At 68.6% G+C, this 24,662-nt stretch carries 17 protein-coding genes and 1 other RNA gene; 14 read left to right on the top strand and 4 right to left on the bottom strand.

What is annotated here, in order from left to right; genetic code table 11:
- Positions 1-32 precede the first annotated feature (32 nt).
- The 3 genes from LQ566_RS04115 (at position 33) to rnpB (ending at position 2,880) form a co-directional block, all read left to right on the top strand.
- A complete protein-coding gene (locus tag LQ566_RS04115) occupies positions 33-761 on the top strand; it encodes a zinc ribbon domain-containing protein (RefSeq protein WP_231090314.1) in 729 nt (242 codons plus the stop codon).
- A 16-nt stretch (positions 762-777) separates the two neighbouring features.
- A complete protein-coding gene (locus tag LQ566_RS04110; protein WP_231090313.1) occupies positions 778-2,493 on the top strand; it encodes a bifunctional 3'-5' exonuclease/DNA polymerase in 1,716 nt (571 codons plus the stop codon).
- Between the two features lie 29 nt (positions 2,494-2,522).
- An RNA gene (gene rnpB / locus LQ566_RS04105) (RNase P RNA component class A) lies at positions 2,523-2,880 on the top strand.
- A gap of 93 nt (positions 2,881-2,973) precedes the next feature.
- Here the strand turns inward: rnpB and ppgK are convergent.
- On the bottom strand, positions 2,974-3,729 hold the full coding sequence (ppgK, locus tag LQ566_RS04100; protein ID WP_231090312.1) for a polyphosphate--glucose phosphotransferase: 756 nt from the start codon (positions 3,727-3,729) through the stop codon (positions 2,974-2,976).
- 87 nt (positions 3,730-3,816) lie between these two features.
- On the opposite strand from ppgK, the gene LQ566_RS04095 reads away from it, so the two are divergent.
- From LQ566_RS04095 to LQ566_RS04080, 4 genes are all read left to right on the top strand, one after another.
- A complete protein-coding gene (locus tag LQ566_RS04095; protein ID WP_231090311.1) occupies positions 3,817-4,032 on the top strand; it encodes an SPOR domain-containing protein in 216 nt (71 codons plus the stop codon).
- A gap of 73 nt (positions 4,033-4,105) precedes the next feature.
- Positions 4,106-5,446 (top strand): type I glutamate--ammonia ligase, encoded by a 1,341-nt coding sequence (gene glnA / locus LQ566_RS04090; protein WP_231090310.1) that lies wholly within the window; start codon positions 4,106-4,108, stop codon positions 5,444-5,446.
- Positions 5,447-5,453: 7 nt separating this feature from the next.
- Positions 5,454-8,441, top strand: coding sequence for a bifunctional [glutamine synthetase] adenylyltransferase/[glutamine synthetase]-adenylyl-L-tyrosine phosphorylase (locus tag LQ566_RS04085; RefSeq protein WP_231090309.1), 2,988 nt, complete (start codon positions 5,454-5,456; stop codon positions 8,439-8,441).
- Positions 8,442-8,478: 37 nt separating this feature from the next.
- Positions 8,479-9,138, top strand: coding sequence for an HAD-IA family hydrolase (locus LQ566_RS04080; RefSeq protein ID WP_231090308.1), 660 nt, complete (start codon positions 8,479-8,481; stop codon positions 9,136-9,138).
- 10 nt (positions 9,139-9,148) lie between these two features.
- On the opposite strand, the gene LQ566_RS04075 is transcribed toward LQ566_RS04080, so the two are convergent.
- Positions 9,149-10,564, bottom strand: a complete 1,416-nt coding sequence (locus LQ566_RS04075) for a helix-turn-helix transcriptional regulator (RefSeq protein ID WP_231090307.1) — start codon at positions 10,562-10,564, stop codon at positions 9,149-9,151.
- A 388-nt stretch (positions 10,565-10,952) separates the two neighbouring features.
- Between LQ566_RS04075 and LQ566_RS04070 the strand changes: the two genes are divergently transcribed.
- On the top strand, positions 10,953-12,257 hold the full coding sequence (locus tag LQ566_RS04070; RefSeq protein ID WP_231090306.1) for a hypothetical protein: 1,305 nt from the start codon (positions 10,953-10,955) through the stop codon (positions 12,255-12,257).
- Positions 12,254-16,456 (top strand): SdrD B-like domain-containing protein, encoded by a 4,203-nt coding sequence (locus LQ566_RS17605; RefSeq protein ID WP_231090305.1) that lies wholly within the window; start codon positions 12,254-12,256, stop codon positions 16,454-16,456. Before LQ566_RS04070 ends, LQ566_RS17605 begins: the two co-directional genes overlap by 4 nt.
- Positions 16,457-17,293: 837 nt before the next feature.
- Here the strand turns inward: LQ566_RS17605 and glnA (LQ566_RS04060) are convergent.
- On the bottom strand, positions 17,294-18,718 hold the full coding sequence (glnA, locus tag LQ566_RS04060; protein ID WP_231090304.1) for a type I glutamate--ammonia ligase: 1,425 nt from the start codon (positions 18,716-18,718) through the stop codon (positions 17,294-17,296).
- 171 nt (positions 18,719-18,889) lie between these two features.
- On the opposite strand from glnA (LQ566_RS04060), the gene LQ566_RS04055 reads away from it, so the two are divergent.
- Positions 18,890-19,291, top strand: a complete 402-nt coding sequence (locus LQ566_RS04055) for an RDD family protein (protein WP_269142931.1) — start codon at positions 18,890-18,892, stop codon at positions 19,289-19,291.
- Between the two features lie 62 nt (positions 19,292-19,353).
- Here the strand turns inward: LQ566_RS04055 and LQ566_RS04050 are convergent, their stop codons facing one another.
- Positions 19,354-20,064 (bottom strand): DUF4191 domain-containing protein, encoded by a 711-nt coding sequence (locus LQ566_RS04050; RefSeq protein WP_231090302.1) that lies wholly within the window; start codon positions 20,062-20,064, stop codon positions 19,354-19,356.
- A gap of 118 nt (positions 20,065-20,182) precedes the next feature.
- On the opposite strand from LQ566_RS04050, the gene LQ566_RS04045 reads away from it, so the two are divergent.
- The 4 genes from LQ566_RS04045 to LQ566_RS04030 all read left to right on the top strand — a co-directional run bounded on the left by LQ566_RS04045 (position 20,183) and on the right by LQ566_RS04030 (position 24,562).
- Entirely contained in the window at positions 20,183-21,622 is a 1,440-nt protein-coding gene (locus LQ566_RS04045; protein ID WP_231090301.1) for a hypothetical protein, read from the top strand.
- A gap of 135 nt (positions 21,623-21,757) precedes the next feature.
- Positions 21,758-22,990 carry a sensor histidine kinase gene (locus LQ566_RS04040; RefSeq protein WP_231090300.1) on the top strand — a complete coding sequence of 411 codons (1,233 nt, stop codon included), beginning with the start codon at positions 21,758-21,760 and terminating at the stop codon, positions 22,988-22,990.
- Between the two features lie 37 nt (positions 22,991-23,027).
- Complete coding sequence (locus tag LQ566_RS04035; RefSeq protein ID WP_231090299.1) at positions 23,028-23,678, top strand: LuxR C-terminal-related transcriptional regulator; 651 nt, start codon at positions 23,028-23,030, stop codon at positions 23,676-23,678.
- 11 nt (positions 23,679-23,689) lie between these two features.
- Positions 23,690-24,562 carry a hypothetical protein gene (locus tag LQ566_RS04030; RefSeq protein WP_231090298.1) on the top strand — a complete coding sequence of 291 codons (873 nt, stop codon included), beginning with the start codon at positions 23,690-23,692 and terminating at the stop codon, positions 24,560-24,562.
- Positions 24,563-24,662 lie beyond the last annotated feature (100 nt).

The following is a 24,662-nucleotide window of genomic DNA, read 5'->3' as shown; positions in this document are numbered from 1 at the left end:
TGAGAGCCGCGCGCGCACGGTAGATTGGTGGAGTGAAAGCGAGCCAGGCAGACCAGCGCATCCTCCTCGACGTGGCGGACATCGACCGTCGCCTGAAGCACGCTGAGCACCAGCGAGCGAATCCCGCGCATGCGTCGCGGATCGCTGAGCTCGCCTCGCAGCGGGCCACGCAGACGCAGGAGCTCATGCAGCGCATCGGCGTCCGGGATGATCTCAAGACGGAGATCGGACGCATCGAGTCCGATGTCGCCACCGCCCGGGCGCGCCGTGAGCGCGACACGGACCGTCTGGCCGGAGCGTCCGCCAAGGAGGCTGTTGCGCTCGAGAACGAGATCGCAAGCCTCGCCAAGCGCCTCAGCGACCTGGAGGACGCGGAGCTGGAAGCGATGGAGAAGCTCGAGGCCGCGGAGGCAGGCGTGGCCGAGCAGGAGGCGCTCATCGCCGAGACGAACGCGGAGGGATCCCGCCTCACGGCGGAGGCGAAGGCCCAGGTTGCGGACGCGACGACCGCGGCGGAGCAGCTGCGTCGCGATCGCGAGGCCGTGACCGGGACGGTGCCGGAGGCACTGCTCGCCCAGTACGAGCGCCTCGCTCGCACCGGCAACGGAGCGGGCCTGCTGCGCGCGCGCATGTGTGAAGCGTGCCGCATGGAACTCTCCGGCAGCGACCTTGCTGAGGTGGCGGCCGCAGCGGCGGACGAGGTCGTCTTCTGCCCGCAGTGCGGGGCCATCCTCGTCCGCACTGACGAGTCGGGGCTGTGATCACGCGCCTGCGCCGATGACGGCACCCGCCGGCGCGTCCTGGGCCGTGATCGGCTCGCGCGGAGACACGGTGGAGGTCTCTCTCCGCAACCAGGACGAGATCGATCGGATCGTCCTCACGCGTGCCGCGCTGCCGCAGTGGGTCGCGGAGCGCGAGCTGTCCGCCCGCCCCCGCTGGGTGTGGAGCGACACCGCGCACTGGTATCCCGAGCTGCTGGCGGCGGGAGTGCGCGTGCAGCGGTGTCTGGATCTGCGGCTGTGCCATGCGATCCTGCGCGATTCGATCCTGGTGCCCGCCGCCGATGCCGCCGCGCAACGGCTTCGCGCACCGTCAGGGTGGGACGCGCCGGTCGACATCGAGGCACCGCGCGCGGACGCGCTGTTCGACCTCGACGACGCTGCTCGTGGTGTGCCCCACGGGATCGATGAGGCCCTCGCGGAGTTCGGCCGGCAACGCGCCCTGCTCGACAGCGTGGACGGCCGCCTGCGGTTGCTCACGGTGGCCGAGTCCGCGGGTGCTCTCATCGCGGCGGAGCTGCGTGCTGCCGGCCTTCCCTGGCACGTACCCACACATGAGGCGATCCTCGACGACGAGCTCGGATCACGCGACGCGACGGGCACGCCGCGCCGCATCGCCGAACTGGGGGCGCAGGTGCGTGAGATGCTCGGGGATCCGGCGCTGAGTCTCGACAGCCAGCCGAAGCTGCTGCGCGGCCTGCACCGGGCGGGCATCCTCGTCGAGTCCACCAGCAAATGGGAGCTGGCGGAGGTCGACCACCCCGCTATCGCTCCTCTGCTGGAGTACCGCCGGATCACTCGCCTGCAGAGTGCCAACGGCCGGGCCTGGCTGGCGGAGTGGGTGCACGACGGGCGGTTCCGTCCCGTCTACATCCCCGGTGGGGTGGTCACCGGGCGCTGGGCATCCGCCGGAGGCGGTGCTCTCCAGCTGCCCCGGCAGCTCCGCCCCGCCGTCCGGCCCGATCCCGGCTGGTCGCTCGTGCTCGCGGATGTCTCGCAGCTGGAGCCACGGGTACTGGCCGCGCTGTCGGGGGACCGAGCCATGGCGGAGGCCGCGCGAGGGCGCGATCTCTACACGGGTTTGGTGGAAGCCGGTGTGGTGGCAACACGGCAGGAGGCGAAGATCGCCGTGCTCGGGGCGATGTACGGCTCGACGACCGGAGAAGCGGGCCGCCTGGTGCCGCGCCTGCGCCGTGCCTTTCCCCGGGCGATGGCCCTCGTCGACAACGCCGCGCGCATGGGCGAAGACGGTGGACGCGTGTCTACCCTGCTCGGCCGGACCTCGCCGGAACCCGGTGAGGACTGGGTCGGTGTTCAGCGCCGCGCGTCGGATGCCGATGCCCGCGGCAGCGACGAGGAGCGGGCTCGCCGATGGGCGAAGGATCGCGGACGGTTCACGCGCAACTTCGTCGTCCAGGGAACCGCTGCCGAGTGGGCGCTGGTCTGGCTGGCGGAGATCCGCACCCGTCTGGACAAGCTTCCGGGCGTCGGGCTCCATCAGGCCGCGCCGGCCTCCGGCCCGGTGTTCGCCTCCCGCGCTCACCTGGCATTCTTCCTGCACGACGAGGTGATGCTGCACGTTCCGACGCCCCTCGCCGATGCGGCCGCTCAGGTCGTCCGCGATGCTGCCGACGCCGCGGGACGTCTGCTGTTCGGCGACTTCCCGCTCGATTTCCGACTCGACCTGCGCATCGGCGAGGACGCGTCGAAGTAGCGGGGCGCCCGGCGTAGACTGGAGGCGAATGGGTCGGCCAGACGGTCGCGTGGCGGGAAACCGCACCGAGGAACGTCCGGGCTCCACAGAGCAGGGTGGTGGGTAACACCCACCCGGAGTAATCCGCGAGACAGTGCCACAGAGAGAAGACCGCCGGGATTCGTCCCGGTAAGGGTGAAAGGGTGGCGTAAGAGACCACCAGGGATCGTGGTGACACGATCTGCTCGGTAAACCTCACCCGGAGCAAGACCAGACAGAGGATGCTGACGCGGCTCGCCGAGTCCTCGGGTAGGTCGCTGGAGCGGCACGGCAACGTGTCGCCGAGAGAGATGGCCGTCACGGTGATTCGTCACCGGACAGAACCCGGCGTATCGGCCGGCCCGTTCACCCCACCGGACGCCCCGCGGGCGCAGAGCGTGCATCCCCGGGAGACGACGGAGGGCCCCGCCTGGCGACGGAGCCCTCCTGCCGGGGGTGATCTCAGTGGCCGTCGCCCGCGAGGCTCGCCGCGCCGATGATCCCCGCGGCGTTGCGGTGCACGGCCGGGACGATCGGGGTCTTCAGATCCAGCAGCGGCAGGAACTCGTCCGGGTGCTTGGAGACACCACCGCCCACCACGAACAGGTCGGGGGAGAAGATGAACTCGACGTGCGCGTAGAACTCCTGCAGCCGCTTGGCCCACTGCTTCCAGGACAGCTCGTCACGCTCTTTCGCCGAGTACGCCATCCACTTCTCGATGGACTTCTCCTTGCGCTTGAGGTGACCGAGTTCCGTGTTCGGGATCAGCACGCCGTCGTAGAGGAACGCCGAGCCGACGCCGGTGCCCAGCGTGGTGAGGATCGTGAGTCCCTGCTGGCCGCGCGCTGCACCGTGACGCACCTCCGCCACCCCGGCGGCATCGGCGTCGTTCACGAAGGTGATGTCGCGTCCGAGCCCGCTCTCGAAGAACTTCTCCGCCTCGAAATCGACCCACAGCGGTGAGATGTTGGCGGCTGAGAGCGTCATGCCGCGCTTCACGATGGCCGGGAAGGCAACGCCGAGCGGGAGGTCGGAATCGGCGACCTCGAGCGTCTCGAGCACCTGCTGGACCGCGGCGAGCACGTCCTTCGGCTCGGCACCCTCGGGAGTGGATACGCGAACGCGCGACGAGATGAGCTCCCCCTTCTCCAGGTCCACGATGCCGGCCTTGATGCCGGTGCCGCCGATATCGACACCGATCGCACGCGAAGTAGTCATGCGTTCAGCCTACTGGCGTGACGCGCCGCACGATGCTGGTCGCGCGGGGGTGCCCGACCGTAGGCTGAACGTGACGAAGGAGGACCCATGTCCGAGACGAATCTGCCCGATCCCGCCGAAGCCGGCACGTTCTGGTTCAACCCGAAGACAGGTGCTGTCGAGGAGGGCATGGAATCGCCCGGATACGACCGCATCGGGCCGTTCCGCTCCGCGGCCGAAGCCGCGAACGCCCCCGAGGTCCTGCAGGCCCGTTCGCGTGCGTGGGCCGAGGATGAGGCCCAGGAGGACTCCTGGGGTTCATGAACCCCCGCGTCGCGAACGAGGCGTGAGCGGGCGGCGGCCCAGTAGTCTGACACGAGGCCAGGAGAGGATCTGAATGGACAAGCAGCGCGACTTCGTTCTTCGCACCATCGAGGAGCGCGGAGTCAAATTCGTCCGCCTGTGGTTCACCGACGTGACCGGAACGCTGAAGTCCGTCGCCCTGGCGCCCGCCGAGGTCGAGGGTGCCTTCGCGGAGGGCCTGGGCTTCGACGGATCGGCCATCGAGGGGCTCACCCGCACCTACGAGTCCGATCTGCTCGCCCAGCCCGACCCCGCGACGTTCCAGATCCTGCCCTGGCGGGGCGAGACCGACCCGACCGCGCGGATGTTCTGCGACCTCACCACCCCGGACGGCCGCCCCGCCGTGTCCGATCCGCGTCATGTGCTCAAGCGTGCGCTGGCCAAGGCGGCGGACGCCGGCTTCACCTTCTACACCCACCCGGAGATCGAGTTCTACCTGCTGAAGTCCTCGCAGCTCGGCCCGGACGGGATCCCCGTGCCGGTCGACTCGGCAGGGTACTTCGACAATGTGCCCGGTGGCACAGCGCACGACTTCCGCCGCCGCTCCGTGCGCATGCTGGAAGACATCGGCATCTCGGTGGAGTACAGCCACCACGAGGGTGGCCCGGGCCAGAACGAGATCGATCTGCGCTATGCCGACGCGCTGGCCACGGCGGACAACATCATGACGTTCCGCACCGTGATCAAGGAGGTGGCCATCGAGCAGGGCGTGTACGCCACCTTCATGCCGAAGCCTCTATCCGGCCACCCGGGATCCGGCATGCACACGCACATGTCGCTGTTCGAGGGTGACACCAACGCGTTCTACGAAGAGGGTGCGCAGTACCAGCTCTCCCGCATCGGACGCCAGTTCATCGCGGGACTGCTGCGTCATGCGAACGAGATCACAGCCGTCACGAATCAGTTCGTGAACTCCTACAAGCGTCTGTGGGGCGGCGACGAGGCACCGAGCTTCGTCTGCTGGGGCCACAACAACCGCTCCGCCCTGATCCGCGTGCCCATGTACAAGCCGAACAAGACGCAGTCCACGCGCATCGAGTACCGCGCCCTGGACTCGGCGGCCAATCCGTATCTGGCGTACGCGCTGATGCTGGCGGCCGGCCTCAAGGGCATCGAGGAGGGGTACGAGCTTCCGCCTGAAGCCGAGGACAACGTCTGGTCGCTCACGGACGCGGAGCGGCGCGCGCTGGGCTACTCGCCTCTGCCGGCGAGCCTGGATCACGCGCTGGAGTACATGGAGGAGTCGGAGCTGGTCGCCGAGACGCTCGGCGAGCAGGTCTTCCAGTACGTGCTGAACAACAAGCGCAAGGAATGGGCGGACTACCGCGCTCAGGTCACCCCGTTCGAGCTGAAGACCAACCTCGAGATGCTCTGAGGCCGCTGTGGAGCGGGAACGCGTCCTGTCACTGACGGAGCTGGCCCGACGCGGCTTCACCGAATTGAGCGAGGCGCGCGACGCGCTGGCGGAGCTGTCCCGGCTCACCGGGATCGACACCGTGGATCTCGCCGCATCCGCGGGCGTCGCGGCGGACGCGGACGCCGCGCTCCGCGGCTTCCTGCGCGTCGCGCGTCGTGACCCTGAGGCCGCACGCCGCGCTCCGCGCACACCGGAGCGGATCGAGGCGCTCTGGCGGGTTCTCGGTGCCTCGGAGGGGCTGAGCGACTTCGTGTTCCGCAGGCCTGCGGAGTTCGCCGGTCTCGCCGAGGTCCCCGAGCGGCTCCCCACCGCCGATGAGCTGCGGGACGAACTGCTCGACGCCGTGGGTGCTGTCGACGGGTTCGCTGCTCGCGGCGACGAGTCAGCATGGATCGACCTGCGAATCCGCTACCGCCGCATGCTGGCTCGCATCGCCGCCTTCGATCTTGCGGCCCCCGACGCTGTCGCCGTTCTCGACGACGTCGCCGCAGCCCTGGCCGATGCGGCCGCCGCCGCCCTCGAAGCATCGCTTGCCGTAGCTCGCACCCGCGTGAGCGGCGGATCGTTCGCGGCCTTCAGCCATGACCAGATCGCCGCGACGCGGCTCGCGATCGTCGGCATGGGAAAGACCGGCGCCCGTGAGCTCAACTACGTCAGCGACGTCGATGTCATCTTCGTCGGCGGCACGAGCGACGAGGACGTGATCTCCGAACCCCGGGCGATCGACGCCGCGACGCGGCTGGCCGTGGAGACGATGCGCGGCCTGTCCGGAACCGAGGCGGAGCCGGCGCTCTGGGAGGTCGATGCGAACCTGCGCCCTGAGGGCAAGCAGGGCGCACTCGTGCGCAGTCTCGAATCCCATCTCACGTACTACGAGCGCTGGGCGAAGAGCTGGGAGTTCCAGGCGCTGCTGAAGGCTCGTGCGATCGCCGGAGATCTGGAGCTGGGCGAACACTACGTCTCCGCGCTCGCACCGCAGGTGTGGAGCAGCGCGGCGCGGGAGAACTTCGTCGAGAGCGTGCAACGGATGCGTGAGCGCGTCATGGAGCACATCGCCGCCGAGGACCAGGGCTACCAGCTCAAGCTCGGCGCCGGGGGGCTCCGGGACATCGAGTTCACGGTGCAGCTCCTCCAGCTCGTCCACGGGCTGAGCGACGCGGCCGTGCGTCAGCGCGGAACCGTCGCGGCCCTGGACGCACTCGTGGCCGAAGGGTACATCGGCCGCGAGGACGCCGCCGCGTTCGCTCGCGACTATCGCGTGCTGCGGGTGTGGGAACACCGACTGCAGCTGCATCGTCTGCGTCGCACCCATCTCATGCCGCGCACCGCCGAGGGCCTGCGCTTCCTCGCCCGTGCTTCGCGTCTCGCCGAGACCGGCGAGGAGATCCAGTCGATGTGGGAGCAGCTGGGACGGCAGGTGCGGGAGATCCACGTACGCCTGTTCTACCGGCCGCTGCTGAGCGCGGTGGCGGGGCTCAGCGCCGACGAACGTGCCCTCACCGCCGATGAAGCACACAGCCGTCTGGCTGCCATCGGCTTCCGTGATCCTGCCGGAGCGCTGCGGACCATCGGCGCGCTCACCTCAGGGCTCAGCCGGAAGGCCACCATCCAGCGGCACCTGATGCCCGTGATGCTCCGCTGGTTCAGCGAGGGGATCGACCCCGACTACGGGCTGCTCGCGTTCCGGCGGATCTCGGAGCGGCTGGGCGACACGCCCTGGTTCCTGCGCATGCTGCGCGACTCGTCCCAGGCCGCCGAGCACCTGACGCGCGTGCTGACCTCCTCACGGTACGCGGGCGAGCTCATGGAGTGGATTCCGGAGTCGGTCGCGTGGCTGGACAACCCGGAACTGCTGCGCCCGCGCTCGGGCCAGGCTCTCCTGGACGAAGCACGCGCCATCCAGGACCGGCACAGCACGAGCGAGGAGGCGATGAAGTCGGTGCGCGCTCTGCGCCGGCGGGAGCTGCTGCGCACCGCGATGGCCGCGCTGCTCGATGTCACCACCATCACGGAGCTGGCCGAGTCCCTCACCGCGATCACGGAGGCGACCATTCAGGCGACCCTCCGGGCGGCCCGACGTGAAGTCGTGGCCATCGAGGACGCATCGCTGGACTTCTCCGTGATCGCGATGGGCCGCTTCGGCGGACGCGAGCTCGGCTTCGGCTCTGATGCCGACATCATGTTCGTCTACGACCCACAGGGGCTGCCCGGCGAACGTGCCACTCAGCTCTCGCTGAAACTGGTGTCGGAGCTGCGCCGGCTGAGTGAGGATCCGCGGGTTCCTCTCGATCTGGACGCGGACCTGCGCCCCGAGGGGCGCAACGGACCGATGGCGCGCTCGCTCGACGCGTACGGCGAGTACTACGGGCGCTGGTCGCATCCCTGGGAGGCTCAGGCGCTGTTGCGGGCGCGGGGAGCCGCGGGCAGCCGCAACCTGATCGATGCGTTCTTCGCGCTGGCGGACGAAGTGCGCTACCCCGAGCGGGCGGACCCGGCAGCCGTCCGGGAGATCAAGCGGATCAAGGCGCGCGTCGAGAACGAGAGACTGCCGCAGGGCGTCGATCGCAAGCGGCACCTGAAGCTCGGCCCGGGATCCCTCAGCGACGTCGAGTGGCTGGTGCAGCTGTGGCAGCTGCAGTTCGCACATCGCGTGCCAGGCCTGCGTACCACCTCGACGCTCGACGCACTGGAGGTGGCACGGGCAGAAGGCATTGTCACCGATGCCAACGCCGAGCGTCTGCGGGCAGCCTGGCTGCTGTCGAGCCGGTTGCGCTCCGCGAACACGCTGCTCACCGGGCGCACCAGCGATGTGCTGCCCGTCGACCGCCGCCAGCTGGACGGGATCGCCCGTCTGCTCGGGTATCCGCCGAGATCAGCTTCGCAACTGGAGGAGGACTACCTGGCCGCGACCCGCCGCTCCCGCCGGGTGTTCGAGAAGCTGTTCTACGGGTGAGGGGCGCCCGTTCCCACCCACCGACCGAGGAGAGACGATGACCACGCTGACTGCCCGGGGCTTCCTGTTCGACATGGACGGGACGCTGGTGGACTCCACGGCCGTCGTGGAAGCGGTCTGGGCGGAACTGGCCGCGCAGTACGGGCTGGACCTCGCCGAACTGCACGCATTCGGTCATGGGCGCCAGTCCCGGACGACCATCCACCACTTCCTCGCCGACCGCGGGGCAGATGTCGCTGCCGCAGCGCTCCGGTTCGTCGACACCGAAGAGGAGACCCGTCTCGACGGCGTGGTGGAGATCCCCGGTGCCGCAGCGCTCCTCGGTGCACTCCGGGAACAGGGAGCGCCGGTGGCTCTGGTGACGAGTGCGAGCCTGCCGCTGGCTCTCGCGCGCATGGGCGCGGCGGGTGTGCCGATGCCGGACGTCATCGTCACCGCCGAGCGGGTCGAGCACAGCAAGCCGCACCCCGACGGCTACCTTCTCGGGGCATCACTCCTCGGGCTTGCCGCCGAGGACTGCGTTGGTTTCGAGGATGCCGATGCCGGGGTCGCCGCGGTGCGGTCGGCGGGCGCTCAGCTTGTGGTTGTCGGGGAGACGAACCTGCGCTCGACGGTGGACGCCCCGCGCGTCGCGGACCTCAGCCGCGTTCGTGTGACGGCGGGGGAGGCACCGGGCACCTACACGCTCTCGGTGTGAGCGAACATCCTCACGTCTCGTAGAACCCCGCAGCCTCCAGCGCCGCGACCGCTTCGTCACGCCCGTCGACGCCGAGCTTGCGATAGACGGCGAGCGCCTGACTCTTCACGGTGCTGGGCGAGACGAACAGCTCCTGAGCGATCGAGGGGAAGCTCAACTCCGTGCGGAGATAGTGCGCCACCACCTTCTCGCGCTCCGAGAGACGGGGAAAGGAGCCGTAGGGCGACTGGGCACCGCCGGAGCGGGCCAGGGTGAGACGGAGCTGGGCGGTGTCGACCACGTCCGGCATCGTCGCATCGATCGCGTCCAGGAGCTCTGCCACTTCATTGCCCGGCAGGAACGAGAACATCACGGACAGATCCGCGCGGCGTCCGTACGCCGCAGCCGCTGCTGCTTCACGGAGCCCGGCCAGAGTGTTGCCCAGCCGGACGTGCGCGATCGCCCGGCAGAGGAGCACGAGCGGCAGCAGCCAGAGGTTGTGCTCGAGTCGGCGTTTCACGCAGTCACCGGTGTCCCGGAGCGCCGCGCGATAGTCGCCGACGGTGATGTGCGCCACCGCACGGAGACTTCCCGGGCAGATGAGGTGGAATTCACCCGCTTCCATGCCCTCCAGGACGCTCAGCGTACGAAGCGGCTCGCCCATGCGCAGCAGGATGAAGGCCTGCAGAAGCCTGCTGTACTGCGTGACGAGTCTCGGTCCGTTGGGGAGGGAGATCCCCTGGGCGACGCGCGTGGCTATCGCCATGGCGGTATAGGGATCGCCGTTGAGCGCCCAGGAGAGGCTCTCCATGACGTCCGCGAGGGAAACGGTGATCGGCTCGAGTCGCGACAGGACGCGCAGGCGTCGCGCCACACGGGAGGCTCGTTCGGCATCCATCGACATGAGTGCGAGGATGCCCTCGGCGACACCGCCCATGTAGTCGGCGCAATCCGGATCCCAGCCCTGTTCCGCGATGAGCGCCGTCATGCCCGCGAGCGCGGCCTCGGCCTCGTTGTGATCGCCGTTAAGTGCTGCGGCCGCCGCCAGGAGGCCCAGGGTGCGGTAGCGCCACTTCGGCTCGGCGGAGAGATCGAGTTGCGCGAGAGCAGAGGAGTGCCGCAACGACTCCGACGGGTTACCTGCCGCGAGGTAGGCCTCCGCGAGCGCAGATAGGACGGGAATCGCTGATCGCGCGGTGAGCGGGCCGTTGGCGGCAAGGCGAAGGTCGGTCTCCAGTCGCTCGGCCGCAGCCTTCGCGTCTGAGACGTGGCCGAAGCGCGAGAACGTGGTGAGGCGTGCGCTCTCGACGAGCCGACGGGAATCTCGGTCCAGCGCGGCGATCTGCGCGGGTGTGGCCGCCCTCACGATCTCGTAGTCCTGGATCGAGGCGGGCGGCGTGTCGACCAGCATCGCATCCACGATCGCCGTGGCTGACGCACGCAACATCGTTACCTCCTGCGTCCACGCGCCGTCGGATGACGCGAGGGAAGTGTGCGAGACGGGTCGGGTCCGCCTCCCAAGTGGAGGTCAGTCTATGTGGGTGGATGATCCCTTCCCGCACGATGCCGCTCTCCCGCTTCGCACGGCCTGCTCGTCAGACGGTGCAGCGCTGTGGGGGAGCGATAAGTGCGGGGCGGTCGAATGTCGGGTGGAATATTCCCGCTCCGCTCGCTCTCGGTCGCGTCGAGGGTTGTCGGCCGCGGTCCGGGACGGTATGTTCAGTGGAATCGATGTGTCAGGGGTGGCAGATCGATGTCCTTTCCGCGTCGACCCGAGACGTGGGAATTGCTCGTTCGTCCCGACTTGCGAACGCGAACTCCTTGGGGGGAGAAAAATGAAAACTCGTCACACACGCCGTGCCGTCGTCGCTTCCGCGGCCGTCGCGCTCGCCGCGGTACCCGTGCTCGTCTCCGTGCCCGTGAACGCTGCGGAATCCGATATCTCGGTGACCTACAGCACCCAGAACGCGGATCCCGCGCCGATCGACGGCAGCTACACCGTCCATGGCCGCGTCGGCCAGACCCGTGACGACATGAAGGTGGTCTACACGATCCAGAGCGACGCCGTGGCGTACCCGATGCCGGTGATCGACTACACCGGTGACTTCACCGACACCGCCGATGCCGTCTACACCTTCCGGTTCGATTGCGACACCACCCTCGATCCGGTGGCCTGTGAGCGCTACGCGCCGATCATCGCCGCGATGAACGCGGAGGCGTCGGCGCTGGATGGCCATTCCATCGCGGACTTCACCACAGACGTCGAGCCGATCATCCTGCAGTACGGCGGATCGGTGCCGCGCGGCATTCGGGGCACCGTGACGGTGTCCGTCAACTCCGATGTGCCGGGCGAAGGGCAGCTGTCCTTCTACCTGAAGGAGGGCACCGCCGCCGATGCGCTGCACCTGTCGCCCACCGCGGTGACGCCGCTGTCGATCACCCGGCCCGAACTCGAGCTGGCCTTCTCCGGCGAGTTCTGCGGGGCGGATCTGACCGAGTACGAAGAAGACGGCTACCGGTACACTCCCACGGACTTCGGGCGCGATCTCTTCAACCTGACGGCCTGGGTCCGTGACGACGGCATCCTCCCGGACGACGTCACCCCGGTGGGGTCGGACCCCAGCACGATCACCGTCTCCGTGGACGGGGCGACGCCGGGAACGGCCGACGCAGCGGAGACCGCGGTGCTCGCCGCTCCTGCCGGCGCGAGCTCCACTCTGGTGACCGAGTACACCGCGCCGGACGGTGTCGCCGCGCTGCCCGTGACCACGGTCATCCCGGTGCTGCCCGCATCCGACGAGCGCTGCTGGACGAAGACCGCGATCGTGACGCCGACGCCGACCCCGACGCCGACGCCGACGCCGACGCCCACTCCCACTCCCACTCCCACTCCCACGGTGACCCCCGAGCCCACGCCGACCGTGACCCCCGAGCCCACGCCGACCGTCACGCCCGAGCCCACGTCGACCTCCACCGCGGTGCCGCCCGTCCCGCGCCCCACGGTGTCCGTCGCACCTCACCTCCCGCAGACGGGATCTGAGGATGCTTCCGGCGCTGCGGGCGTCGCCATCGGCATCATCGCGGCCGGCGTGCTCCTGGCCGGTGTCGCAACTGCTCGACGTCGTTCGACTCGCTCGTGAGAGAGCGCCGCAAGGCCAGCACCGTCATCGCGGTGCTGGCCGCAGCAGCGAGCCTGCTGATCGCCCTGCTCGTGCCCACGGCCGCCGTTGCGGCGCCGACTGGCGCGTTTCAGTCCGTGCAGTTCGACAACGTCGCCGACGGCTTCTCCTTCACGAACAATCCTGTGGACTCCTCGAACGACAACGGCATCGTGGCTGTGCGCGATCTCGTCGAGTTGCGCATCCAGGCCACCACGACGGATGCGGTGGGGGAGTCCACCATGACCCTCACCAAGCCGCCCTGCTGGCTGTGGGATGGGTCTCTGGACAGCGCCCTCACCTGGAATCTGGACGGCGGACAGTCGACCGGAGCCGTCTCCCACCCGGACGCCGACACCATCCGGGTGACCTGGTCACAGGCGCCGAGTGGCACCGTGCGGGTGTCGTTCAAGGTGAAGGCCGGCGAAGGGTGCGCTGATGGCAGCACCTGGGCGCCCAGCCTCCAGGTGACGGACTCCGCGGGGACTCACGCGTATGACGTCACCCCCATCACGGTGCGATCGGTGGCGAGCGCGGACATCTCCATCCAGGCCGTTGGTCAGCCCACTCAGGAGCCCAGCTGGTGGTTCAGCGGTGGCGCGACTGAATGGGGCGGCACAGGAGGCGCCGGACCAGCACTCGCACAGCGCTGGGATGTGGCTCTGCGCCCGGACACGATCGCCAAGACCGGCTATGCCGATCCGCAGGGCAACATCACCTTCACGGTGGCGTACACCGGCCCGCGATCACAGTTCCAGATGCCGCGCACGGGTTCCGGTACGCCGAACGTCCAGGGCGCGGGGTGCTGGGTGTACGTATCGCCGTCGGCGACGAACAACAACCAGTACTACCCGTCGTCCTCCGCGCAGACGGTCACCATCACCATGAAGAAGAGCCCGGCGTGCGACGCGATGCTCGCGGACAACGGCAACAAGCTCGTGATCTACTCGTACACGCCGCAGCAGGTGCTGGCCGACTCCTACGGATGCAGTGCCGATCTTCGCGCGACTGTCGCACCGACGGCCGGTTGGCAGGACGGCCAGGGACGTCCGATCGCGGACTCCGATCCCACCAACAACACCGCCGCGGTTCATCTGGCGTGCCAGAGCGTGGTGTACGACTCGAACTGGGGATCGGCGTACTTCACGCCCCAGACACCGACCGCTTCGCTGAGCGCGGCCTACCCCGAGAACAGCACGGGCCACCCCATCGTGGCATCGGCATCCCAGAACGATTGGGCATTGCTCTCCACCGGTACCGGGACATCAGGCGGGTTCATCGGTGTCGGTGGCTCCTTCACCAGTGAAGCGGCTCTCTCTCCGTCGGCACCGACGCTCACCGACCTGACCAGCGTGCATCTGTGGAATCCCGCGGTGCAGCGCATCGACACGGCTCACCTCGACGGTGCCGTGCTCGGCGCGATGCGCCCCGCGAGTTCTGCACCCGCATCGCGTGCCCTCGATCCGTCGACGTACTCGCTGATGTGCACCACCGACTACGACGGGACGAACGCGACGTCCACCGCGACGATGACCTGGGCGGATTGCGCCACGCTCGATCCGGCGCTCATCAGCGGTGCGCGGTTCCTCCGCCCTGGAGTGTTCACGGGCGAGAACTTCAATGCGAACTTCCCGCAGTCCAGGCTGATGTTCTCCCAGGTCCCCATGCTCGTCGTCGGGCAAGTGGGCGACGTGCTGCCCACGCGCACCATCTGGCAGGCGACGGAACTGGCGAAGACAACGACCTACGACGTCGCAGCCACCGTGATCGGCAACGTGCTGCGGATCGCGAAGGACGCACAGCAGTCCCAGGTGATGCCTGAGGGGACGATCGACTACGTCATCCAGCCCACGGTCACCACCCCCGCGGGTACCTTCCTGCCGGGAGAGGTCCCTGACCTGCATGTGGTCGACCGGCTCGACATCGGAGTGGTGGGGGTGGACCTTTCCTCTCTGGACCCGTTCTGGACGGTGACGCAGACGCCCGCCGACTATGGCCCGGATGCTGTCCCCTACACGGCGGACGACGTGCGCGGGATCACCCTGGACTTCACGCCGGCATCCGCCATCACCAGCGACGCCCTACTGCCGCCGATCGCCTATGCCGCGACGATGGGGGTGCTCCTGCCACCGCCCGGTGACCCGTATCGCGCCACGGTGACCAACACCGCCACCGTGACGGCCACCGGGTCTGATCCGGAGGTGGGCGCCGGAGTGTTCCCGAAGAGGCACTCGGACACCGCGACCGTGGTTGCCACGACCCCGGAAGCCGCGTTCTTCTCGAAGCAGCTGATTTCGGACCCCGAGATCGAGGTCGAGGACGAACCCGCCGCGTGGCGGGTGCAGTGGGTCAACTACAACAACTACGACCTGGGGCAGGGAACCTTCGTCGACGTGTTTCCCTATGACGCCGATGGTCGTGGCTCCGCATTCCACGGCTCGGCGCAACTCGTCGGGCTCGAACGCCTGGGCTCGGCTCTGCAGCCGGGAACGCGGGTCCAGCTGACCACCGCGCCGCCCGCCACCGTGGGTGCGGCGCCGGCCAGCGGGGTCACCTGGACGACGGTGAACCCCGCGGACCCCGCGTCCTGGCCCGCAGGTGCGACCGCGGTGCGCGTGATCGTTCCGAACATCGAGGCGAGCACTCAGGGATACGGCGCCATCGACCTCCGGTTCGCGGTGTCGGGACAGCTGAAGGGCGACGAGTACCACAATGACGCATCCGGGCTGGTCTATGACCCGCAGCGCGATCAGACGATTCCGCTGGGGGTGCGCACCGCGGACCCCGTTCGCGTGGTCGCCAGCTCCATCGCCGGTCTCGCGTGGATCGATGCGAACGCAGACGGCGTCAGGCAGGCGGACGAAGCGATCCTCGCGGGAGTGCAGGTGAAGCTCTACCGCGACGGTGACACCGCAGCGTTCCGCACCGCGGTGACCGGACCGGATGGTCGCTACCGCTTCGATCAGTTGCACAGCGCGGACTATCAGGTGATCTTCGACCGGGATGATCTCGCGGCGAAGGGGTATCGCATCACGGATCCGCTGGTCGGGGACGACTCCGCCACCGACTCGGACGCCGACCCCGCCACCGGCGCAGTGGCACCGGTGGGTCTCGCACGGAGCGAGGACATCGGAGCTCTGGACGCGGGGGTGATTCCGGTGCGGATGCAACTCGTCGTCGACGCGCAGGCGTCGCTCACGCGGACGTTCGCCTGGGACATCGCCAAGCACGTCACCACGCCGGCGCCGATCCGTCCCGATCCCACGTCCGGTGTCGCGCGAATCGAGTACGAGGTCGAGACGACGGCCACCACGGTGCGCGATACCGACGCCCGCCTGGGGGGAACCATTCGTGTGGTGAACCCCGCAGACGCGGTGACCCGCACCGTGACCGTGACGGCGGCGACCGACGGCGCCGGTCTCACATGCACCGTCACGGACGGCAGCGATCGAGTCATCGCCGCGGGGGAGGAGCTCGTGCTCGACTACTCCTGCGCGGGATCTCCGGGGTCTGACCTCGACCGCACGGTGACCGCGACGGTGTCGTCCGGATCGGCGTCCGAATCGGGCTCGGACGATGTCGTCTACGGCATCACCGAGATCGGTCGTACTGCGACGGTGACCGACGTCGCCACGGCGGACACCGTCGCGATCGGCGATCGTTCGTTCGGTCCGTACACCTGGGCTGAGGGCGCCGAATTCACGGAGAACTACACGCTCGACGTCCCCGTAGGTGCCGGTGAGTGCGTGGCGGTGAGCAACACGGCGCGCCTGGACTCCGGGGCCGACAGCAACACCGCGACGCGCGTGTGCGCCGGACCGGAGCCGACCCTCACGCCGGAGCCCACCGTCACGCCGGAGCCGACCGTCACGCCGGAACCGACCGTGACCCCGGAGCCGACCGTGACCCCGGAGCCGACCGTGACCCCGGAGCCGACCGTGACCCCGGAGCCGACCGTGACCCCGGAGCCGACCCTCACGCCGGAGCCCACCGTCACGCCGGAGCCGACCGTCACGCCGGAACCGACCGTCACGCCGGAACCGACCGTCACATCCACGCCCTCGCGGCTCCCACAGACCGGCTATGACGCGAGCGCGTCGGCCGCGCTCGGTGGCGTCGGCATGGGGGTGCTCTTGCTCGGCATGATGGTGCTGCTGGCACGGCGACGTACACAGGTCTGATCTGGAGACAGGAGGCGCACGCGGCGAGAGCTGCGTGCGCCTCCTTTGCGCCCGCCGGAGGTGCCGATGCGGTTTGCCGCCGGACATGCGACGGCGAAATGTCCGCAGGGGATGTGAGGGCGAAGCGCCCGCAGGGGATGTGAGGGCGAAGCGCCCGCAGGGGATGCGAGGGCGGAACGTCCGCAGCAGGATACGACGGCGAAGCGTCCGTCGGAGAGGTCGCACAACGTGTCCGCTGGAGGTGCAGCGCGACTGGTTCGAAGGAGTGTCAGCGCACCTTGCTCGAACGAGGAACCAGGTTGCTCGAACGAAACGTCAGGGCACGTTGCTCGACGGGGAGGCTCGCGGGAAAGGGATGCCAGCGCCGGGCACGGGGGCGTCTCGGCGCCGAGGAGAGGGCGTGTGCGCCTGAGAAGAGGTGGAGGGCTCGGCGCACACGCCATCGTCCGTCAGGTGTTCCGATACACCCTGGTGCACTTCCCCCGAAGCGGCACCCCCCTATGATCCCCCCGGATCAGGTTTCGGACTCCTTCATCCTATGAGGTGCAACGGGCGGATATCCCTGATCGGGAGTCTTTTCCACCCGCGCCTCGACCGGCTGCGAGCAAGCCTCCCACTCGAGGGCGCGCGAGCGCAATCGCTCCGTCGGTGCGGCGGGTGAGCGGCCCGTCAGCCGGGACGTCGAGCCCCCTCGGTGCGGTCCCCGTAACGTGCACAGCCGTGGCGTCGCGAGCGACAGCCGTCGGTTGACGGGATAGACGAGAACCCGCCTCGGCGCGATGCCGAGGCGGGTTCATCTGGGCTCGTCGGGCGGACCCAATGAGTGCGTGCTGGCGATCAGACGCCGTAGTAGAGCTCGAACTCGTAGGGGTGCGGGCGAGCGGCGATCGGCTTGATCTCGTTCTCGATCTTGTAGTTGATCCAGGTGTCGATCAGCTCCTGCGTGAACACGCCGCCCTCCAGCAGGAAGTCGTGGTCCTCGCGGAGGGCCTCCAGCGAGTCCAGCAGCGAGTTCGGCACCTGCGGGATGTTCGCGGCCTCCTCGGGGGGAAGCTCGTACAGGTCCTTGTCGATCGGCTCGAGCGGCTCGATGCGGTTCTTGATGCCGTCGATTCCGGCCATGAGCTGGGCCGCGAAGGCGAGGTAGGGGTTACCCGACGCGTCCGGGACGCGGAACTCGATGCGCTTGGCCTTCGGGTTCGAGCCCGTGAGCGGGATGCGGATGGCGGCGGAGCGGTTGCCGGCGGAGTACGCCAGGTTGACCGGAGCCTCGAAGCCCTTCACCAGGCGGTGGTAGGAGTTCAGCGACGGGTTGGTGAAGGCGAGGACGGCGTTGGCGTGCTTGAGCAGTCCGCCGATGTACCAGCGGGCGATGTCGCTGAGCTGGCCGTAGCCCTTCTCGTCGAAGAAGAGGGGCTTGCCGTCGAGCCAGAGGGACTGGTGGGTGTGCATACCCGAGCCGTTGTCGCCGAACAGCGGCTTCGGCATGAACGTGACCGTCTTGCCCCACTCCTCGGCGGTGTTCTTCACGATGTACTTGAACTTCAGGATGTCGTCGGCCGCGGACACCATCGTGTCGAAGCGGTAGTTGATCTCCTGCTGTCCGGCGGTGCCCACCTCGTGGTGCGAGCGCTCCAGCTCGAACCCGGCGTCGATGAGACGCAGCGTCATGTCGTCGCGGAGGTCGGCCGTCTTGTCGACGGGAGCCACCGGGAAATAGCCGCCCTTGAAGGGGGTCTTGTTGCCGAGGTTTCCGCCCTCTTCCTTGCGTCCGCTGTTCCACGCGGCTTCTTCGGAGTCCACCTTGTAAAAGCTCTCACCGGCGGTGATCGAGTAGCGCACGTCGTCGAAGATGTAGAACTCCGCCTCGGGAGCGAAGTACGCCGTGTCGGCGATCCCGGTGGAGGAGAGGTACTTCTCCGCCTTCTTCGCCACCTGACGCGGGTCCTTGCTGTAGATCTCGCCGGTGCGCGGGTTGTAGATGTCGAACACCATGACCAGAGTGCTCGCCTCACGGAACGGGTCGATGTACGCCGTCGTCACATCGGGGATCAGCTGCATGTCCGACTCGTGGATCGACGCGAACCCCCGGATCGAGGAGCCGTCGAAGAGCTGGCCGTTGGCGAAGAAGTCCTCGTCCACGGTGGCAGCGGGAATGTTGAAGTGCTGCTGCACGCCGGGGAGATCGGTGAAACGGATGTCAAGGAACTTGACGTCGTTCTCCTTGATGTAAGCCAGTACCTCGGATGGTTCGCGGAACATGCGCACTCCAGATTCGTTTTTTCGAGCGGCCCTGAGAGGGGAGCTGAGGATGAAGTTAGCGGCACGGGATTGCTCACGCGTATCCCGGATGTTTCCGGCTTGTTACAGAGCGCTTCATAGACTGGTGAAGTGAGCGCTTCTCCCCAGACCTACCCCGGCGAACGCCTCGGAATGCCGCAGCAGGGACCGGGCAGCATCGCTCGTGCCGGGCGCCGGCTCGTGGCGCTGCTGATCGACTACCTGTGTGCGGTCATGATCACGATCGCGTTCTTTCCTCCGCTGGACAGAGGGGCCGGCGTCGAGCCGATCCCGTTCCTCGACTTCAACCCGTCGATCGTCATGGCGATCTTCGCTGTCGTCCAGATTCTCTTCATCCCCACGCTCGGCGGCAGTCCGGGACACCGGGTCATGGGCATGCGCCTGATCCGCGCTGACGGCGCCTGGACGGGCCTCTGGCGCCCGATTATCCGCACGGTCCTGCTCGTCCTGGTTATCCCCGCGGTCATCTGGGATGCCGATCAACGCGGTCTGCACGACAAGGCAGCCGGAACGATCCTCATCTGCACCCGCTGAGGTTCCAGGCATACGACGAGGCCCGCACCACATGGTGCGGGCCTCGTCGTATGCCTGGAACCTCAGCGCGGTCGGGGTGCGCGCACCTTGGTGGGATCGATGCCCTTCGGGATCGGCATCGAGGCCAGACCCGTCTGCATGGACGCCAGCCGCTGGATGACCGCCACGCGCGTGGCCTTGTCGGTGGATTTGGGCAGGGCCTTGATCGCCTTCGCGAGATCCTTGAGCGCGAGGCCCTCCTCGTCGTGACCGACGTAGAGCACGTGAACGGGAACGTTGTGCGCAACGCGGTCCGCCTTCTTGCGCTCCTCGTTGATGAGTCGCGTGAGGCGTGAACGGCTGCCCTCGCCCACGAGCACGATGCCACCCTTACCGACGGTGCGGTAGACAGCCTCCTGCGTCTTGGCGTTGACCTGCACCGGCTCATCGCTGGCCGTCCATGAGCGGCCGAGGCCCGTGCTGAGCACGTGCCCGGTGGCGCCAGGGACGCCCTCGAGCTTGCGGTACATCGCCTGCGTGGCGAAACGGGTGAGGGTGATCATTGCGCCGAGCACACCGAGCATGAGGCCGGTGATGCCCCAGAGGATGATGCTCCAGATTTCTGCCGGCGGGATCAGGAAGCCCACCACGACGCCGAGCGCGGCACCGAGGACCAGGATGCCGATGAGAACCCACGGCAGCCAGGGGAAGACGTCCTTGGTGAAGGTGAAGAGCGTCTTGATCTGGGAGAAGAAGCCCTGACGTTTCTCAGGGGCTGTGCTGCGTGCGGCCATGCTCCCAGAATACCGGGCGACGGCACCCGTTCCTCCCCACCCGTATGCCCGGTCGCGTTCGTGCACGACGCGCAGCACGGCGCAGGAGCCCGGGAGCGCCGACGCGCACAGTGGGGCGATGATGCAGAACCCACTGGACAGTACTTACCGGCCGATCCGCCGCATTGCGCCACCGGACGTCCCGATCGCGGGCGTCCTCGCCGCGCAAGGCGAGAATACGGTGCTTCTCACAGACGTGGACACCGTGCCCACGCAATGGTGGCGAGACGCGCCGGCGGCACATCTGCTTGCACCCCGCGATGTGGCCCGGCGTGCGGACGGTCACGATGCGGTGCTGCCGTGGTGCGTGGTGACCGTCGGATCGTATCTTCGCGCCCGGGCGGATGAGCCGTTGTCCGGGGGAGAGGGGGTCACTCTGGCGGTGAGTCTCATGCGCGGATGCGCCGAGGCCGCTCTGCCCGCGCGATTCGGTGACGACCCCATTGCGGTGCCGCACGGCCGATGGTGGCTCACGGACCAGGGCAAGCCGCTGTTCGCGGTCGGAGAAGGCGCGGCGGCGCGAGAGGAGACGGCGGAGCTGCTGGGCATACTCGCGAGCACCTGTGCGGATCGCGTCGTCGCCCGACTGGCCACCGAGGCAGCGGATTCCATTCGGGTGCGTTCGCCGGTCGCCGTTCTTGTCCGGCTCGAGGAGAGCATGTTCGAGGCGTGTGCGCCCCGGCCTCTGCTCGTCCGTATCGCGGATCCCCTGACACTGCGCCCTCTCGGCGCGCGGGAGCTGAGGCCGCAGGGGGAAAGCGACGGTGAGGTCACCGCGCCGCGATTCATCGGTGCCGGCGAGGGACAGCAGTCTCGCTCAGGCTCGGCGGCGCGCTGGTGGGACGGGGCGCGGGCGGCGGGGACGCGGTTGCTTCACCGCGGGGATCGACGAAGAGAGCCTCACCAGCGCTCCCGTCGCACGCCCCTGCTGGTCGGGGCGTCACTGGCCGCCACGATCCTCGCCGTCGGTCTGCTGTGGCCGCAGCCAGATGGCGACAGCGGTGAGAACGCGGCTGCAGCGGCCTCGGCTCCGCCCTCTGCGGGGCCAGGCAGCACTGCTCCGGACGCATCGCCGGCGGAGCCGCAGGTGACGTCAGCGACCGTGATCGAGGGCGCAGAGGGCACGCCCGGCGGCGAGGGCCGCCCGACAGACGGCGCTTCGGCATCCGAAGCCGAGCCGACAGCGATTGTGCCGACGGCCCCCGAGCCGGCGCCCTCGCTGCCCGCGGAAGATGGTGCTGGCTCGACATCGTCCCGGGATGCGGAAGTGGTCGCCACCGCGGCGGCACTCCTCGCTGCTGTCGCAGAGTGCCGCCCGCAGCAGAGCTGTGGTCCGCTCCTTGCCGAAGGCGTCGATATGGCCCGGGTGCCGGCGGGTGGCGAGATCCAGCTCCTCGAGGACTTCGGCGGCGTCGCCGTGCTGCGCGTGGTTGCGGATGACGCGGTGGCGAGCCTGATCAGCATCGAGCGGGTGGATGGGGCATGGCGGGTCAGGGAAGCGACGACCGTGACGGGGTGACCGCCTCCGCCGCTCCCGCGGCGAGACTGTCCGCCCGGCACGGTTACGGCGGCGGGTGACCCGTGGGGGATAACCCCCGCAAGTGTTCCGGGTTCCCGGGCTGTACGGGGACGGCGTGCCGCCTAGCGTGGAGATATGAAGAAACGACTCGCGCAAGACGCGCTGGCCGCGGGCCACCTGGCCGCCCTGGGCTTGATCGGACCCTTCGTGCTCGCTCTGTTGGGCGTGTTCGTCGGCTTCGGCATCGGATTCCTGCTGGTCCTGGGTATCGGGCTGTTGTTCCTCGCGCTGTTCGCGGTGTGCCTTCCCGGGGTGGCGCGCTTCGAGGAACTGCGCGTCAGCGGGCTGTACGGCTTCGACCTGCCGCCGCGGGCTCTGCGCCGTTCGCCGCGGACCGACTGGCTGCGGGTGCCCCACACGTTGTGGCTCCAGGTCACGGACGGCCGCAACTGGCTCGGTCTCCTGCACTTCCTGATCATCACCTTCCTCGGCGGAGTAGCCCTCTGGCTCCTCGGCGGTGTGGCCTCCTACCTCGTGTACGCCATCCGTGGGTCCTTTGCCGCTGATCCCCTCATGCTGCCGAACAGCACGCTCTTCCCACCGACCTGGGCCGCCGCGCTCATCGGCATCGGTGCGATCCTGGTCTGCCTGGCCGGGGTGTGGGGTCTGACGCGGGCTCATCGCGGGATCTCCACTGCCATGCTGGCACCGTCGCGTATCCATGAGCTCGAGCGCACCGTCGCCACGGAGACACGGCGCCGTGACGACGCGGTCAGCGCAGCGAGCATCGAGCGCACCCGCATCGAGCGGGATCTGCATGACGGTGTCCAACCGCGGCTGGTGTCCATCGGCATGACCCTGGGCCTCGCTCGCACCAAGGTCGAGTCGGACCCGCAGGCCGCGATCGATCTGATCGATGAGGCGCACACGTCAACGAAGGCCGCGATGACCGAGCTGCGACAGCTGGCACGGGGCTTTCACCCGGCGGTGCTGGAGGATCGTGGATTGGATGCCGCGCTGTCTGCGCTGGCGGCGCGCAGCCCGATCCCGGTCACGCTGGACGTTCGCGCACCACACCGCTACTCGGCCCAGGTCGAGTCCGCGATGTACTTCGCGGTGGCCGAGAGCATCACGAACATCGCCAAGCACTCCGGTGCCACCCAGTGCCGTGTCACGGTGCTGGAGCGGCCGGGCGGGATGCTCTGGGCGCGCATCGAGGATGACGGTCGCGGTGGCGCGCGTCGTGTGCCTGGCGGTGGCATCGACGGCATCAGCGGCCGGATCGCCGCGGCCGGGGGAGTGCTCACCCTGAGCAGCCCCGTCGGAGGGCCCACCACCATAGATGTGAGCCTGCCGTGCCAGGCATGATCCCCTCCATCCGCATACCCTCAACCGGAGAGCAGCCATGCGCATTCTGATCTGCGAGGACTCGGGCCTCATCCGCGACGGCCTGATCCGCATCCTCGAAGACTCCCAGCACACCGTGGTGGCGGCGCTGGCCGACACGCACGGCCTCGATGACGCTGTGGTCGATGGTGCCCCGGATCTGGTGATCCTCGACGTCCGGCTGCCGCCCACGTTCACCGACGAGGGCATCCGCGCGGCCATCAGCCTGCGGGCACGCGATCCGCGGCTGCCGATCCTGGTGCTCAGCCAGTACGTCGAGGAGCGCTACGCGACGGATCTGATCGCTTCCAGCACCGGAGGGCTGGGGTACCTGCTGAAGGATCGGGTCACCGATGTCGCGGACTTCCTCGAGTCCGCGGCGACGGTCGCCGCGGGCGGGACCGTTCTCGACCCAGAGGTCGTCTCCCAGCTGCTCACCCGCCGCCGTCAGGACAGCAGATTCGACCGGCTGACTGACCGAGAGCGTGAGACTCTGGCCCTCATGGCCCAGGGACGCAGCAATCAAGCCATCGCTCGTGCCCTTCACATCTCGGAGGGTTCCGTCGAGAAGCACATCTCGGCGGTCTTCACCAAACTCGACCTCGACCAGGACGCCGCGGGCAACCGCCGGGTCCTCGCCGTGCTCGCCCATCTCGACGCCACCTCCTGAGGAGTAACACCATGACTGATTTCCCGGCCAACCCCACACCGCCCGCTCCGGGCGGACACACAGCACCGGCGCCTGCCGGCCCACATCGCGGCCGTGGTGTCGCGATCGGCATCGGCGTGGTGGGCGCGGTCATCGTCGCCGGCGCCATCGGCACCAGCGCGGTGGCGGCCGTCGCCTCCCCGGCGGGCCCCGGCGCGTACTCCACCAGCAGCGCGGTCGATGGCGTCGAAGAGGTGGACATCGAGATGAATGCGGGGACGGTGAGCGTGCGCTTCGACGACGTTCGCGAAGCCACGCTGGACGTCTCCTCCAACGGCTCACGCGCCGCTGACGGATGGCGGATGCACGTGCGCGACGGTGAGCTCGTGATCGCGCAGGACGACGGGTGGCGTGGCTGGCGCTGGTTCGGCTTCCGCAACGACGGCGACGTTCACGCAGACATCGTGCTGCCCCGATCGCTGGAGAGCCAGGTGGACGCGTCCGTGACCCTGAACGCCGGCCGGGCCACTGTCACGGGCGAGTTCGGTGAGCTCGATCTCACGGTCAACGCCGGCGAGCTCACGTACGATGGCTCCTCGCGGGACCTGTCGACGACCGTCAATGCGGGAAGCGCGAAGGTGGCGGTCAACGATGCGGACGCGCTGGACTTGTCGATCAGCGCCGGGCGCCTCGTCGCGGACGTCACGGGGACCGTCCCCGGTGAGACGAGCGTGAGTGTCACCGCGGGCAGTGCCGAGGTGCGCATTCCTCGCGGAACTTACGACGTGGAGCGGGACGGTGCGTTCGGAGATCTGACGGTGGATGTGGACACGTCCGACTCGTCACCCAACTCGCTGCAGCTGAGCGTCGCCGCCGGTGACCTCACGGTCGGATACGCCCGCTGAGACGACGGAAGGCCGGCCCGTTCTGCACAGAACGGGCCGGCCTTCTGCGTTGGCCGCGATGAATGGGCTTCCTCGCGAACAACGAGAAGGGCCCCGTGGC

This window comes from Microbacterium nymphoidis (assembly GCF_021044885.1).
In the GTDB taxonomy this organism is placed as follows: Bacteria; Actinomycetota; Actinomycetes; order Actinomycetales; family Microbacteriaceae; genus Microbacterium; species Microbacterium nymphoidis.
The sequence above is the reverse complement of the archived record's forward strand: the minus strand, read 5'-3'. Positions and strand labels throughout refer to the sequence as shown.